This is a genomic window from Flagellimonas marina (genome assembly GCF_042651185.1).
In the GTDB taxonomy this organism is placed as follows: domain Bacteria; phylum Bacteroidota; class Bacteroidia; order Flavobacteriales; family Flavobacteriaceae; genus Flagellimonas; species Flagellimonas marina.
In genome coordinates, this window is sequence record NZ_JBHSCL010000004.1 from 1,031,870 (window position 1) to 1,046,710 (window position 14,841).

At 42.6% G+C, this 14,841-nt stretch carries 13 protein-coding genes; 12 read left to right on the forward strand and 1 reads right to left on the reverse strand.

The window, feature by feature from the left end; genetic code table 11:
- The first annotated feature begins 4 nt into the window (after positions 1-4).
- From ACFOWS_RS08225 to ACFOWS_RS08245, 5 genes are all read left to right on the forward strand, one after another.
- A complete protein-coding gene (locus tag ACFOWS_RS08225) occupies positions 5-1,204 on the forward strand; it encodes a DUF4249 domain-containing protein (RefSeq protein WP_379763445.1) in 1,200 nt (399 codons plus the stop codon).
- Between the two features lie 7 nt (positions 1,205-1,211).
- Complete coding sequence (locus ACFOWS_RS08230) at positions 1,212-2,399, forward strand: DUF4249 domain-containing protein (RefSeq protein WP_379763446.1); 1,188 nt, start codon at positions 1,212-1,214, stop codon at positions 2,397-2,399.
- A gap of 9 nt (positions 2,400-2,408) precedes the next feature.
- Positions 2,409-4,169 carry a hypothetical protein gene (locus tag ACFOWS_RS08235; protein ID WP_379763447.1) on the forward strand — a complete coding sequence of 587 codons (1,761 nt, stop codon included), beginning with the start codon at positions 2,409-2,411 and terminating at the stop codon, positions 4,167-4,169.
- 44 nt (positions 4,170-4,213) lie between these two features.
- Complete coding sequence (locus ACFOWS_RS08240; protein WP_379763448.1) at positions 4,214-5,749, forward strand: YifB family Mg chelatase-like AAA ATPase; 1,536 nt, start codon at positions 4,214-4,216, stop codon at positions 5,747-5,749.
- Between the two features lie 163 nt (positions 5,750-5,912).
- A complete protein-coding gene (locus ACFOWS_RS08245) occupies positions 5,913-6,323 on the forward strand; it encodes a hypothetical protein (RefSeq protein ID WP_379763449.1) in 411 nt (136 codons plus the stop codon).
- On the opposite strand, the gene ACFOWS_RS08250 is transcribed toward ACFOWS_RS08245, so the two are convergent.
- On the reverse strand, positions 6,320-6,763 hold the full coding sequence (locus ACFOWS_RS08250; RefSeq protein WP_379763450.1) for a hypothetical protein: 444 nt from the start codon (positions 6,761-6,763) through the stop codon (positions 6,320-6,322). The genes ACFOWS_RS08245 and ACFOWS_RS08250 overlap by 4 nt on opposite strands.
- Positions 6,764-6,944: 181 nt before the next feature.
- Between ACFOWS_RS08250 and ACFOWS_RS08255 the strand changes: the two genes are divergently transcribed.
- From ACFOWS_RS08255 to ACFOWS_RS08285, 7 genes are all read left to right on the forward strand, one after another.
- Positions 6,945-8,141: an Nramp family divalent metal transporter gene (locus ACFOWS_RS08255; RefSeq protein WP_379763451.1), complete on the forward strand. Its 1,197-nt coding sequence runs from the start codon at positions 6,945-6,947 to the stop codon at positions 8,139-8,141.
- Positions 8,141-8,884, forward strand: a complete 744-nt coding sequence (pxpA, locus tag ACFOWS_RS08260) for a 5-oxoprolinase subunit PxpA (protein ID WP_379763452.1) — start codon at positions 8,141-8,143, stop codon at positions 8,882-8,884. The genes ACFOWS_RS08255 and pxpA overlap by 1 nt, the downstream gene beginning before the upstream one ends.
- Complete coding sequence (gene pxpB / locus ACFOWS_RS08265) at positions 8,881-9,615, forward strand: 5-oxoprolinase subunit PxpB (protein ID WP_379763453.1); 735 nt, start codon at positions 8,881-8,883, stop codon at positions 9,613-9,615. Before pxpA ends, pxpB begins: the two co-directional genes overlap by 4 nt.
- The gene (locus tag ACFOWS_RS08270; protein WP_379763454.1) at positions 9,608-10,447 is read left to right on the forward strand and encodes a 5-oxoprolinase subunit C family protein; all 840 of its coding nucleotides are present in this window, start codon (positions 9,608-9,610) and stop codon (positions 10,445-10,447) included. The genes pxpB and ACFOWS_RS08270 overlap by 8 nt, the downstream gene beginning before the upstream one ends.
- Before the next feature lie 348 nt (positions 10,448-10,795).
- Positions 10,796-12,472, forward strand: a complete 1,677-nt coding sequence (ilvD, locus tag ACFOWS_RS08275; RefSeq protein WP_379763455.1) for a dihydroxy-acid dehydratase — start codon at positions 10,796-10,798, stop codon at positions 12,470-12,472.
- Positions 12,473-12,524: 52 nt separating this feature from the next.
- Positions 12,525-14,258, forward strand: a complete 1,734-nt coding sequence (gene ilvB / locus ACFOWS_RS08280; RefSeq protein ID WP_379763456.1) for a biosynthetic-type acetolactate synthase large subunit — start codon at positions 12,525-12,527, stop codon at positions 14,256-14,258.
- A 25-nt stretch (positions 14,259-14,283) separates the two neighbouring features.
- Positions 14,284-14,841 carry an O-methyltransferase gene (locus ACFOWS_RS08285; RefSeq protein ID WP_379763457.1) on the forward strand — a complete coding sequence of 186 codons (558 nt, stop codon included), beginning with the start codon at positions 14,284-14,286 and terminating at the stop codon, positions 14,839-14,841.

Below are 14,841 nucleotides of genomic sequence, written 5' to 3' on the forward strand. Positions count from 1 at the left end.
CATTATGGGTAAGAAGAGAACATATGATTTTACGGTATGGCTGTTCCTTTCTTTTTTGATGAAGTCCTGCATCCAACCGTTTGACACTTCCTATGTCGATTTTGAAAGTGCTTTGGTTATTGATGCCGTACTGACCAATGAAATGAAACAGCAGAGGATTGTTTTGACCCGTACCTATGAGTTTGAAGATGAAGGGCCTTCAGCAGAATCAAATGCCAATGTCTCGGTGTCCGATTCAAATGGAAATACATACACCTTTACGGACAGTGGGAATGGAGTATATTTGTCCGACCAAACCTTTGCCGCTGAATTTGGGGTGGAGTACCAACTTTCCATTATCACCAGTGATGGCAGAACATATGGTTCCGACCCAGTCCAGCTTACAACCGGTACGACTACCATAGACCAAATTACTGCAGAACGTATAACCGATGACTTTGGTGTTGATGGGATGGCCATTTTTGTAGATAGTTTTGACCCGACTGGAAACTCAAAAAACTACCGATATGAATACGAGGAAACATATAGGGTTGTTGCGCCAGATTGGAATCCTTTGACCTTGATTGGCGATCCCCAAGGAGGTTGCAATGTTTTGCAAGTAACTAACGAGGATTATGAGGAAGTCTGTTACCCCACCACGCTTTCCACTAACATACTCCTTACCACCACAAGGGACTTGGCGGAAGACAGGGTCGATCATTTTAGGGTTCGGTTTGTTAATAGGAACAATTACATCATTTCATACCGCTACAGTATTTTGGTGCGACAATATGTGCAATCCAACGAAGCTTTCACCTTTTACAGAACGTTGGGGGAAATTTCATCCACTGAAAACCTATTTTCCCAACTTCAGACAGGATTTTTGCAAGGCAATGTGTTTTCAATAGATAGCAGGGATGAGCAGGTTTTGGGCTATTTTGATGTAGTTTCGGTGGATGAAAGGCGGATATTTTTCAATTATTCAGATTTCTATCCTGATGAACCGTTGCCCCCTTATATTCAGGACTGTAGGCCAAGTACACCGCTGATAGTTAATCCAGGAGGATGTGTGTTGCGACCAATTTTGGAAAGTGGCACAGCTGCGTATGTGGGTGACAATGCCCCACCGGGCGATGGAGAAGGCCCCTATTTTATCGCACCCCGTATTTGTGGCGATTGCAGTGTATTGGGTACAGCGGAAGTACCGGAATTTTGGACCGAATAGCTAATGTATGAAAAGACTAAGGAAAATAGGGTTACTGCTTACACCAATGGTTTTTTTGTCATTGCAGCTTTGCATTGAGCCTTTTGACACCTCTTATGTGGAATTTGAAAGTGCCTTGGTCATTGATGCAACTATCACGGACGAGTCCAAGCACCAAGAAATCCATATTTCACGCACCTATGAGTTTGAAGCCGATGGCCCTACCGGGGAGTCCGGAGCAGAAGTCCAGGTATTGGCCGGCAATGGAAACACTTATGATTTTACAGAAGGGCAACCCGGCACGTATTTGTCCAACCAGATTTTTTCGGCGGATCCAAATCTTGAATACACATTGGCAATCACCACTAAAGATGGGAGAAACTACGTTTCAACAGCCGTTCAAATGATGGGGAAATCCAGTCTTGACAGTTTGTATGCCATACGCACAGAAAATGATTTTGGAGAGGACGGCATGGGTATTTTTGTGGATGGTTCGAGTTCCGGCAATGGACCTGGATACTATCGATATGAATATGAGGAAACTTATAAGGTTGTTGCTCCTGACTTCGTTGATGTGGATATCATCTTGGTAGAGCAACCAGCTCCTTTACAACCTATTCCTGAATATGCACCAAGATCTGGGGACGAATTTATATGCTATCCAACCGACTATTCAACTAGTTTGATTTTAAATGACACTAAAGATTTAAATGTGGACCGTTACAAAAGATTCAATGCTCGTTTTATTAGTAGTGAAAACTTTATTATCAGCTATAGATACAGTATTTTGGTACGTCAGTATTCACAATCAGAAACGGCCTATAGGTTTTATGAGACCTTGAGCAATTTTGCTACCTCTGAAAGTCTTTTTTCAGAAACGCAACCAGGCTTCTTGGCAGGGAATATAGTTTCTCAACAAGATAGAAATGAAAAGGTATTGGGCTATTTTGATGTAGCCTCTGTGGATGAAAAACGGATTTTCTTCAATTACGACGAGTATTATCCAGAAGAGAACCTTCCTCCCTATGTGGACCCTTGCCGTTGGATAGCACCCCTTGATTATTTTAGTTTGGTAGAGGCCAATTTGGTAAAATATGTGAAAGATTATAACGACGAGAACTTTTTTAGGCCCGGACCTTTCATTTTTGTGCCAAGAGTCTGCGGAGACTGCACGGCTTTGGGGCCATCTGAAGCACCGGAATTTTGGATAGAATAACATAGAATTATGAAAAACAGCTATATCCCTATGGTAGTAACCTTTTGCATGGTGCAGAGTTGGATATTTGGTCAATCCAAAATGCAATTAGTGCAGACCTTGCCACAAGAAATGGTGTACCTGCATTCCAATGCGTCTACGGTATTTTCTGGAGAAAGTTTACGCTATAAATTTTATGGCTTGGATAACGGCACTAAAAAAACTACCAAAATCAGTAAGGTTGGATATGTTTCGTTGGTAGGTAGAAACGGCGAGGTTGTTTTCTCACATAAATTACGATTGGATTCCGGGGCGACCTTTGGTGATTTTTTTGTGCCCGTTTCTCTTCCCACAGGAACCTATAAATTGTTGGGGTATACGGAATGGATGCGGAATTTTGGTGTGGACACCTTTTTTAAGAACGATGTGTTTATTATTAATCCGTATAAGACTATCCCGGATATATATTTATCCCAATCTGTTGATTCAATTGAAGGTAAGCCGGTAATTATAAACAAAAGATTGAATGCAAAATCACAAATGGACGACAGTTCTTTTGTGGATGTGTCTTTGGATAAAACAACAGCCGGAAAGCGTGAAAAGGTGGTGATTTCTGTCCAAGGATTAACGGATGCCTCAATAAGTGGCAATTATTCCATTTCGGTGCAGAAAAGGGATTCTCTATATTTTGAAACCTCGGTTTCGTCAGAAGCTTTTCTTCGAAATTTGAATAGAAATAGGGGAAATGCCAACAGCGAGACCACATCCAATTTGCACATTCCTGAAATCAGGGGGGAAGTAATTTCTGGAACCATTTTGGACAAAGGAACCCAAAATCCGGTTGAAAACCAGAGGATTGCATTGTCTTTACCCGGTGAAGCCTTTCTTTTTAAAATAGCGACTTCTGACGGCGATGGCAGGTTTAGCTTTATTTTGGATAGAAGATATACCAATACCGATGCTGCTGTGCAGCTCATGGCAGATGTGGCGAACGAATATGAAATTAAACTGGACACCAAAAAGGATAATAATTTTGGTGATTTGGCCTTTCCAGAAATAACCATCCCAAGATTCATGGAGGATGTTATTCTCCAAAGAAGTGTCCATAATCAAATTGAAAATGCATACAGCGAAATACGGATGGATTCAATCCTTGAAGTTGAACAAGTCCCACCTTTTTATAGGGATTTGCCCATAACCTATGATTTGGATGCCTATACGCGATTCAACACTTTGCAGGAAACTATCATTGAGGTCACGGACCACCTTTCCATTAGAACTTTGAATGATGGGAGTCGGGTTTTTGAAATTCGCCCGAATGTAGGTTTGCCAAATGATAATTTGTTTCCGGCGGTTTTTGTGGACGGACTATTCCTTAAAAATCATGAGGATTTTATGGGATATAGTGCCAAAAAAATTAAACACATCAACTTTACACGGGATGAGGTCATGATTGGGTCACAGGTATTTCAAGGGGTGCTTTCCTTTAAAACGATCGAAGGTGATTTTTTTGATGAATTTTATTCCCAAGAGATTATCAACATTGAACTGTTTAAACCTGAGCCTATTAAAAACTATTTCAATCAGTTATATGTTGGGGGTGACAATCAACCTCGTGTTCCGGACTACAGGCATCAATTGTTTTGGCAACCAAATCTGAATTTATCCCACGGAAAACAAGAGCTTATTTTTTATACTTCCGATGTTCCAGGAACTTATCAGTTGGTTCTAGAAGGGTTTACGTCAAATGGAAACCCGGTATCCGTCAAAAGAGCACTGGTGGTTGAGTGAGATCGTTTACTTTTTCGTTCTCGTTTAACCAGAAAATACACTACATGCTCATAAAAGTTTATGGAAGTGCCGTTTTTGGCATCGATGCCACCACTGTGGTGGTCGAAGTTAATGTGGACAAAGGAATTGGGTACCATTTGGTAGGCTTGCCTGACAATGCCATCAAGGAAAGCAATTATCGCATTGCGGCCGCTCTTCAAAATATAGGTTATAAAATTCCCGGTAAAAAAATCACCATCAACATGGCTCCGGCCGATTTACGCAAGGAAGGTTCTGCTTATGACCTTACCTTGGCCTTGGGGATATTAACTGCCTCCAATCAAATCAATTCCGAAGCAATAGGGGACTACTTAATCATGGGTGAATTGTCCTTGGATGGAAGTCTTCAACCCATAAAAGGCGCTTTGCCAATTGCGATCAAGGCAAAGGAAGAGGGTTTTAAGGGTTTTATCCTTCCGAATGCAAATGCCATGGAAGCTGCAGTAGTAGAAGACTTTGTAGTGTATGGGGTAGATAATATAAAGCAAGTCATTGATTTTTTTGATACAGGAACACCCTTGGAAGAGACCAAAGTGGATGCACATGAGGAATTTTACGGGCACTCCGGGCACCCTGAACTCGATTTTTCTGATGTTCGCGGCCAAGAAAGTATAAAACGCTGCATGGAAATAGCGGCAGCGGGCGGACATAACATTATCCTGATAGGCCCTCCGGGAGCAGGAAAGACCATGCTGGCCAAACGATTGCCTTCTATTTTGCCGCCCATGACCTTGCAAGAAGCGCTGGAAACCACAAAAATTCATAGTGTGGTGGGCAAGGTGAAGAATAGGGGACTTATGAGCCAACGGCCTTTTCGGAATCCACACCACACCATCAGTGCTGCGGCCTTGGTGGGAGGGGGTAGTTATCCACAGCCCGGAGAGATTTCCCTATCCCATAATGGTGTGCTGTTTTTGGATGAACTCCCAGAATTTGAACGTCGTGTCCTAGAGGTGATGCGGCAGCCCATGGAAGATCGTGAAGTGACCATTGCCAGAGCCCAGTATACCGTTACCTACCCCAGTAGTTTTATGTTGGTGGCGAGTATGAATCCCAGCCCAAGTGGGTATTTCAATGACCCTGATGCACCTTTATCATCCTCTCCGGTGGAGATGCAACGGTATTTAGGTAAGATTTCAGGCCCGTTGTTGGATAGGATTGACATTCATATTGAAGTAACCCCTGTGCCGTTTGAAAAATTATCAGACGACCGAAAAGGGGAGAACAGTGACCGCATTCGTGAACGGGTTGTGGCGGCTCGAAAAATTCAAGCTGCACGTTTTTCCGAAATGGATGACATCCATTACAATGCCCAAATGAGCACCAAATTGATTCGAAAGTTCTGTGCATTGAATGAAGATTCCAAAAAGCTGTTAAAAAATGCCATGCAACGTTTAAGTCTATCGGCAAGGGCGTACGACCGAATTTTAAAGGTATCGCGAACCATTGCAGATTTGGAAGGTGTGGGTGAAATCAATACCAACCACATTTCCGAAGCCATTCAGTATCGAAGTTTGGATCGGGAAGGCTGGTTGGGATAGCTCATTATAGATTGCATGAATTAGGTGGTCTTTCCTTTTGAAAATCAGGAATCGGTTGCATAAAATTACAAGAACTGCAAATAAATCGTTAAACATTGCAAATCAATCGTTTATTGAGTAAACAATACACTATTTTTGCGCTCGTTTTTAAAAAGTTCATAGAATGCAATGTGTTGAATTGAATCCTGCGGGGAATTTTGACCCGTGGGAACAGGAGAAGATTGATGAGTTGCTGCATCAGAAAATTACCCAATCGTTGAGCAATCGGTTGGTGTTTGAAAATGAAAGTGTAAAGTTATGGGAATTATGCCTGCTTCCAGGTGAACGCATCCCGTTTAGAAAGCACAATACCAACTATGGTTGGGTTTGCACTACAGGAGGACTTGTGCTTACAAGGTATGGGAATGGAAAAATAGACATGATCAAGCTTAATCCAGGAGATACCGAATATTTTGAGAATAGGGGCAAAAACTACGTGAATGACCTAGAAAATATTGGTGAGGACACGGTTGTCATCAATATCTTGGAATACAAAGAAACCAAGAAGGACGAAAGGTTACAGTTTTGTAATTAAATTGCTTTAATGTTGGCTCGTAGTCCAGAAATTATGCCCAAAATATTCTGCACAGTGTCTTCTAAGTAATATTTTACCGCTAAATGAGGTATGCGTACCGTGGTAAACCCATTTTTGAAGGAGTGCATGGCATCTTCAAGATCATTTATAGCCTGCTCATGCGTTATCATGTTGTAGTCCTTGTCTATTTCAATGTTCAGTTTTACCCTTGAGATGGCAATATCTACGGATTTTTTGCCATCCCACCATTCCAACATGGGGTATGCGCCGGCTTCTTTCAACGCATAAAATAGCTGGATGGCTTCCAGAGGAGTATTATTATCTAGAATGACTTTTTTGATAAGTCGTGTATGTCGGTCACAAAGTGGGACACCCAAAGAATCCATAGATTCTTTATACTGCTGATGTCCAATACTTTTTTCACAATCCTTACATGTCATAAGTATTTGTCAAGTTTAAGGTCTAGTATGATTTGGGACTATTATAACTTCTGCTTTTCCATATTCGTATAAAAACTCGATGTAAAACATCCCACTTTTAGATGAAATGCATTTTTTTGGATGAAATACATTATTTATCCCAATATCCTCTTAAATTCAAAGCCTAAAATCAACCAAAACCATGTTCAAAAAAATAGGCCCAGGTGTATTGGTGGCCGCCGCTTTTGTAGGTCCGGGAACCTTAACCATGTGCACACTGGCCGGAGCGCAGTTTGGTTATGCTTTGATTTGGGCGCTGCTGGTATCGGTACTTGCCACCATAGTGCTTCAAGGAATGGCCGGAAGAATTGGGGTAGTTGCCCAAACTGGTCTAGTTGATGTGGTCCGTACCGAACTAAAAACACCATGGGTCAAAAAGTTTGTGATTGTTGTGGTGCTAGCCGCCATCCTCATTGGAAATGCAGCCTACGAAGCGGGCAATATTGGTGGTGCCACTTTGGGACTGGAGCAACTCTTTCCAAATGCAACACTGATATCTTTTTATCCAACTATTGTTGGCATCTTCATATTTCTATTGTTGTGGTTCAGCAGCTATAAAATATTGGAGCGGGTTTTTGTTGGACTTTTAGGCATCATGGGGGTGAGTTTCCTCATTTGTGCTCTAATGACCAAGCCTGCTTTTCTAGAGATTTTAAAGGGTATGGTCGTACCGGCAATGCCAGAAGGAGGACTTTTTACCGTCATTGCCCTAGTGGGTACTACGGTTGTGCCATATAATCTCTTTTTGCATGCATCATTGGTAAAACAAAAGTGGAAGTCCAGTAAGGAACTCAACACCGTAAAGTGGGATACTGCTGTATCCATTGGTTTGGGAGGATTGGTATCCATGGCAATTCTGGTGACCGCAGCATCCGTGCCTATGGACAATATCAGCAATGCTTTGGATATGGCCAAGGGCTTGGAACCCCTCTTTGGAAAAATGGCGGTGTACTTTATGGCCATCGGATTGCTCGCGGCCGGAATCACTTCTGCGATAACCGCTCCCCTTGCTGCTGCCTTTGTGGCCAGCAGTTGTTTTAATTGGGGTGGAAATATGGATGATAGGAGATTCAAATTTGTTTGGACCTTGGTATTGTTATGTGGGGTATTCTTTTTGTCTTTTAACATCAAGCCCATCGAAGTCATACAATTTGCTCAAGTTGCCAATGGACTGTTATTACCGATTATGGCCATTCTATTATTGTGGATTGTGAATCGGAAAAACGTAATGGGAGAACATAAAAATACAGTATTTCAAAACATCTTGGGATTTGCCATTGTGGGATTTGCCATCTTTTTGGGCATAAAAAGTATTCTTAAAGTAATAGGTGTGTATTGATGAAAAGGTGGACCATAGATATTAACTGCGATGTTGGGGAAGGTGTAGGAAACGAGGCTGAGATATTTCCTTTCATCAGTTCTTGCAATATTGCTTGCGGCGGACATGCGGGGGATACGGCAACCATGTTGCAAATTGTGCAGCTGGCTAAGCAGCATAAGGTTAAGATAGGTGCGCACCCTTCCTATCCAGACCGTGAGAATTTTGGTAGAGAGGTCATGGATATTTCAGAATATGAACTTCACCAAAGCATTCAGGAACAGGTGAAAACTTTTGAATCTGTTTTGGAACGGGAGCAGTCAGAATTACATCATATTAAAGCGCATGGTGCGCTCTACAACCAAACGGCAAAGGACAAGGATTTGGCCAAAACTTATCTAGATGCTATTCAGGAATATAAAACCCGGTCAGTTTTATATGTTCCATTTAGTTCCGCAATTGCCCAAGTGGCCCTTCAACAAGGATTCCAAGTTTGGTATGAAGCCTTCGGCGATAGAAACTACAATAGTGACTTAAGTTTGGTGAACCGTAAACAGGACAATGCCCTTATCCAAGACCCTGAACAGGTGCTGCAACACATTCTTCCCATCATAAAAGAAGGTCATGTGAAGACAACTTCAGGCAAGTTGATCAAAATTGAGACAAAAACCCTCTGTATCCACGGAGATACCCCTTCCGCATTGAAAATATTAACGTATCTTTCACAAGAATTATCCAAACACAAGGTGCAATTACTACAGTGAAAAGTTACCCCATAAGCATCAAAACCTTTGGTGAGCGAGCCGTTTTAGTAGAATGGCCCAATAAGGTAGATGTGTCCATTTTAGCTGATATTCTCGACTTTATGGATGCCTTTAAGGAATTAAAACTACCTGGCTGGGAAATGTCTGTTGCATATAACTCCGTTACCATGGTATGCAATGATGAGCACCTCGATTTTGAAGACATAAAAGGGATCATACAGGAATGTCATCAAAAGCAGGCCGCTTCAAAGTCCAAACGCATTCAACATTTATGGCGCATTCCCGTTTGTTACGATGCTGAATTCGGTATTGACATCGAGGAAGTATCTAAAACCTTAAAGCTGTCCAAAGATGAACTCATTAAACAGCACACATCCTACCAATATATTGTATATGGAATAGGATTTTTGCCTGGCTTCATGTATATGGGTGGTGTGCCCGAATCCTTGGAGATTCCCAGACGGGCAGAACCGCGATTACAAGTGGCTAAAGGATCTGTTGGATTGGCAAGTAAACAGACAGGAATTTACCCACAGGAATCACCGGGTGGTTGGAATATCATTGGAAACTGCCCAATTCCTTTGTTCAATCCCAGTTTAAAAGACCCCTGTTTTGTGAAAGTGGGAGACAAGATACAGTTTCAACAAATATCCAGAGCAGAGTATGATTTGTATAAGATTGAAGGCGAGGTAGGTATTTACAAACCAGAAAAAGTGATACTCAATGCTTAAGGTGTTAAAGTCAGGTTTTTTCATCACCATACAAGACTTGGGGCGTTTTGGACACCGGGATATAGGGGTCCCCATTTCAGGGGCCATGGATATTGAATCGGTCAATAAAGCGAACCTTTTGTTGGAAAACGACCCCAACGATGCCGTTATGGAGATAACCATGATGGGTCCAAAACTGCAATTTGAAGAGGCGACAGCCATTAGCCTTTCAGGAGCGCATTTAGAGGCCAAATTGAATGACACCCCCATTGAAAATCATCAAGTAGTACAAGTTTCAGAAGGCGATATTCTGTCTTTTGGTAAGCTAAAGGGTGGTTTTAGGACGTATTTGGCGGTAAAAGGAGGCTTTCAAACCGAAAAAGTACTCGGAAGTCGCTCCCAATATTTTCCAGTGACCAAGAAAAAGCGCATAAAGGATGGGGATGAAATTCCGTATACTGAAACAATCTCCTATCAACCATTGATTTCAGAAGTTAAAATAGAAGACCATTTTCTTACTGGCGAATTGGAAGTGTTCAAAGGACCAGAGTTCTCAATTTTGACCGACAAACAATTGGCAGAATTGTTTTCAAAACCCTTTACCGTTTCCAAAGCAAATGACCGCATGGCGTATCAACTTAATGAGCTCGTTGAGGGGCATTCCCATTCCATGCTAACTTCGGGAACATTGCCAGGAACCGTTCAGTTGACCCCTGCAGGCCGTTTGATCATTTTAATGAAAGATGGTCAAACTACAGGAGGATACCCGAGAATCTTACAACTTTCCGAAGCGGCCATCTGTGTTTTGGCACAGAAAAAGTCCGGTGATTCCCTTTCCTTTAAATTGATTTAAGTTTTCCATCCTTTTAAGATTTATTTTTTGTAACATTGATCTATGAAAAGAAATATCCTAGTCAACGGTGTCGTAATTATTGTTCCAAATTTGGAATGATACAGTCGCACTGTTGTTGGAAAAGGGCCTGTATCAAATCGATACAGGCCCTTTTCTTTATGAATAAAAATAAATGGATATTGGATTTTGAATTAACCTAAGTATTTGAATTACAGTGATTTGATATGATTATTTTTTAAATGGATTTAAACCGCCCGAAACTGTTAAAAATATGGGCCTTTTTAAACATTTATCTTTGAATAGCAGATTAAATTCAACGGAATTCTGTATTTGAATGAAAATTTTACAATGGAATTGAACAAGTTTAGCAAAACTGTGACCCAAGACCCTACGTTGCCTGCTGCACAAGCTATGTTGCATGCGTTGGGATTGACAGATGAAGATTTACAAAAACCGTTTATAGGAATTGCCAGTACAGGTTATGAGGGTAACCCTTGTAACATGCATTTGAACAAGCTGGCACTTGATGTCAAGCGTGGAGCTGAGGCTTCCAACTTGGTCGGACTTATTTTCAATACCATTGGGGTGAGTGATGGCATCTCCAACGGTACCCCTGGAATGCGATACTCGCTTCCATCCAGGGACATTATTGCCGATTCCATGGAAACCGTGGTACAAGCTATGGCGTACGATGGTTTGGTAACGGTTGTTGGGTGTGATAAAAACATGCCCGGTGCCTTGATGGCTCAACTGCGATTGAACCGTCCATCCATTTTGGTTTATGGTGGAACCATTGCTCCAGGATGTCACAACGATAAAAAACTGGACATTATTTCCGCTTTTGAAGCCTATGGGCAGCGCGTAGCGGGAACCATAGATGAGGCTGAGTTCAAGGAAGTGATTCACAAAGCGTGTCCCGGAGCTGGGGCTTGCGGGGGAATGTATACCGCCAACACCATGGCATCTGCTATTGAAGCAATGGGAATGTCATTGCCATTTAATTCTTCTATTCCTGCCGTAAATGCCAAAAAAGGTGCAGACTGTGAGGCTGCCGGTGAGGCGATGCTGCATTTGTTGCGAGAGGACATTAAACCTCGTGATATTGTCACCAAGAAATCCTTGGAAAATGCATTTAGATTGGTAACGGTTTTGGGAGGCTCTACCAATGCGGTATTGCACTTTATGGCCATTGCACACGCTGGCGAGGTGGATTTTACTTTGGAAGACATTACCCGAATTAGCGAAAGCACACCGTTGTTGGCTGATTTGAAGCCGAGTGGGAAGTACTTGATGGAAGACCTTCACAAAGTGGGAGGGGTTCCTGCGGTGTTAAAATATATGTTGAAGGAAGGCATGCTGCATGGCGACTGTATGACGGTGACCGGAAGAACATTGGCCGAAAACCTATTGGATGCTCCCGATTTGGCAGAAGGTCAGGATATCATCCGAAAGAAAGACCAGCCCATCAAAGAGACAGGTCACATTCGTATACTATATGGCAACTTGGCTACTGAAGGTGCCGTAGCTAAAATAACAGGTAAAGAAGGACTTGAATTCACTGGAACTGCCCGCGTTTTTGACAGTGAAACCGCTGTTAACGAAGGGATTCACACTGGAAAAGTGAAGAAAGGGGATGTGGTGGTCATTCGGTATGAAGGACCTAAAGGCGCTCCCGGTATGCCTGAGATGCTAAAACCGACATCTGCAATTATGGGTGCTGGTTTGGGGAAAGACGTTGCCTTGATTACGGACGGACGTTTTTCAGGGGGCTCCCATGGTTTTGTGGTGGGTCACGTTTCACCTGAAGCCCAAGTAGGTGGAGGTATCGCCTTGGTGAAGGATGGAGATGAAATTACCATCGATGCCGTGAACAATACCATTAACATCAATATTTCAGACGAAGAGCTGGAACAACGAAGAAAAGAGTGGAAACAACCTGAGTTGAAAATAAAATCAGGAAGTCTATACAAATACGCAAAAATGGTGTCATCAGCATCCAAAGGCTGTGTTACCGATATGATTTAAAAGATAAAATTCCCATTGGGAATAAGGGTGTATTTCCCGATAATATACACGTATGGAGACATTGAAAGCACAAAAGAAAGACAAGAAAAAAAGCACTGCAATTCGCATTACCGGTGCTGAGGCCATAATTCACTGCTTGTTGGCGGAAGGGGTCGATTTAATTTATGGATACCCCGGAGGAGCCATCATGCCAGTGTATGATGAGTTATACAAATTTCAGGATAAGCTTACGCATATTTTGACCCGACATGAGCAAGGGGCAACCCATGCCGCACAAGGGTATGCAAGAGTAAGCGGTAGAGTGGGAGTGGCCATGGCCACATCCGGCCCTGGCGCTACGAATCTCGTAACAGGTTTAGCGGATGCCCAGATAGATTCCACCCCTATGGTATGTATCACCGGGCAGGTAGCACGGCATTTACTGGGCTCTGATGCCTTCCAAGAAACGGATATCGTGGGAATTTCAACCCCGGTGACAAAGTGGAATTATCAGATTACCCGTGCTGAAGAGATTCCAGAAATCATGGCGAAGGCATTCTATATTGCAAAATCAGGTAGACCGGGCCCTGTTTTGGTGGATATCACCAAAAACGCCCAGTTTGATGAGTTGGATTTTGAATATGAAAAATGTACCGGCGTTCGAAGCTATAAACCAGCCCCGACTCCGGATTTAAGTGCCATTGAAAAGGCCGCCGAATTAATCAATAATGCCAAAAAACCTTACATCGTTTTTGGTCAAGGAGTGATTTTGGGTGAAGCTGAGGAACAACTTAAGGCCTTGGTTGAAAAGGCAGGAATTCCTGCTGCTTGGACCATTTTGGGTCTCTCTGCCATGGATACGGACCACCCGCTGAACGTAGGCATGGTGGGCATGCATGGAAATTATGGTCCCAATGTCCTTACCAATGAGTGCGATGTGCTCATTGCCATCGGTATGCGATTTGATGACAGGGTGACTGGAAATTTGGCAACGTATGCCAAGCAAGCCAAGGTAATCCATTTTGAGATAGACCCCGCTGAAGTCAATAAAAATGTAAAAGTTGATGTTGCCGTTTTGGGGAATGCCAAGCAAACTTTGGATTTGCTGCTCCCAATGGTCAATAAAAATGAGCATAAGGAATGGGTGGCCGAGTTTGATAAAATGTATCAGATTGAATTTGACACCTTAATCGACAAAGATATCCATCCTACAAAGCCGGGACTTACCATGGGCGAGGTGATTGAACAAATCAATTTGGCTTCAGGGCATAAGGCCGTTGTAGTTACCGATGTGGGGCAACATCAGATGATTGCTTGTCGATATGCCAAGTTCAAACAGACCAAAAGTAATATCACCTCTGGTGGTTTGGGAACGATGGGATTTGCACTTCCAGCGGCCATTGGTGCCAAAATGGGCGCCATGGACCGTGAGGTAGTTGCTATAATCGGCGATGGTGGCTACCAAATGACCATTCAGGAACTTGGCGTCATTTTCCAACATAATCTTCCCGTAAAAATTGTGGTGTTGAACAATGACCATTTGGGAATGGTACGTCAATGGCAGGAACTTTTCTTTGAAAGACGTTATGCTTCAACGGTGATGACCAACCCTGATTTCGTAAAGATAGCCGAAGGCTACCACATCAAATCCAAAAGGGTAGTGGAGCGATCAGAATTGAAGGATGCTGTTGAGGAAATGATGGCCTCCAAAGACCCTTATTTCTTGGAAGTTCGGGTGGAGAAGGAAGATAACGTGTTCCCAATGGTTCCAACAGGAGCTTCTATTTCTGATATTAGATTGAAATAAGATGGATCAGGCAAATATTTTGAAAATGCCGAACAGGTATTCGGCATTGCTTGAGAAATCAAGGGAAATAGGCTTTGGCATGCCTTCCGACGTGTATATCGGTACCTTACTGAAAACGTTGGTAGCTTCCAAACCCAATGGAAAGTTTTTGGAATTGGGCACGGGAATCGGATTGTCCTTGGCTTGGATGATAAAAGGTATGGATAAGGACTCCAGTATTATCAGTGTGGATAACGATTCGGAACTCATTCAAATTGCCAATGCCTTTTTTCAGGGAGAAACAAGATTGGAGCTGATCTGGGCAGACGGAGGGAAATGGCTGGAAATGTATGATGGAACTCCTTTCGATTTGATTTTTGCTGATGCTTGGCCCGGAAAATACAGTCATTTGGATAAAGCACTGGAATTACTCAAAATTGGAGGGTTCTATGTTATCGATGATATGCGTAAACAATCCAATTGGCCAAAAGGACATGAAGACAAAGCAAATGAACTGGTTCGTATACTGGAAAATAGAGAAGATATTACACTTACAAAGATGGATTGGTCCACAGGACTTATCATCGCGGTTAAAATAAAATAA

What these genes read in the sequence shown, in the direction of transcription:
- ACFOWS_RS08250 (WP_379763450.1), bottom strand. Translation starts at nt 6,763, where the DNA reads ATGACATGTAAGGATTGTGAAAAAAGTATTGGACATCAGCAGTATAAA.
- ACFOWS_RS08255 (WP_379763451.1), top strand. Translation starts at nt 6,945, where the DNA reads ATGTTCAAAAAAATAGGCCCAGGTGTATTGGTGGCCGCCGCTTTTGTA.
- ACFOWS_RS08230 (WP_379763446.1), top strand. Translation starts at nt 1,212, where the DNA reads ATGAAAAGACTAAGGAAAATAGGGTTACTGCTTACACCAATGGTTTTT.
- ilvB (WP_379763456.1), top strand. Translation starts at nt 12,525, where the DNA reads ATGGAGACATTGAAAGCACAAAAGAAAGACAAGAAAAAAAGCACTGCA.
- ACFOWS_RS08240 (WP_379763448.1), top strand. Translation starts at nt 4,214, where the DNA reads ATGCTCATAAAAGTTTATGGAAGTGCCGTTTTTGGCATCGATGCCACC.
- ACFOWS_RS08235 (WP_379763447.1), top strand. Translation starts at nt 2,409, where the DNA reads ATGAAAAACAGCTATATCCCTATGGTAGTAACCTTTTGCATGGTGCAG.
- pxpA (WP_379763452.1), top strand. Translation starts at nt 8,141, where the DNA reads ATGAAAAGGTGGACCATAGATATTAACTGCGATGTTGGGGAAGGTGTA.
- ilvD (WP_379763455.1), top strand. Translation starts at nt 10,796, where the DNA reads ATGGAATTGAACAAGTTTAGCAAAACTGTGACCCAAGACCCTACGTTG.
- ACFOWS_RS08285 (WP_379763457.1), top strand. Translation starts at nt 14,284, where the DNA reads ATGCCGAACAGGTATTCGGCATTGCTTGAGAAATCAAGGGAAATAGGC.
- ACFOWS_RS08270 (WP_379763454.1), top strand. Translation starts at nt 9,608, where the DNA reads ATGCTTAAGGTGTTAAAGTCAGGTTTTTTCATCACCATACAAGACTTG.
- ACFOWS_RS08225 (WP_379763445.1), top strand. Translation starts at nt 5, where the DNA reads ATGGGTAAGAAGAGAACATATGATTTTACGGTATGGCTGTTCCTTTCT.
- ACFOWS_RS08245 (WP_379763449.1), top strand. Translation starts at nt 5,913, where the DNA reads ATGCAATGTGTTGAATTGAATCCTGCGGGGAATTTTGACCCGTGGGAA.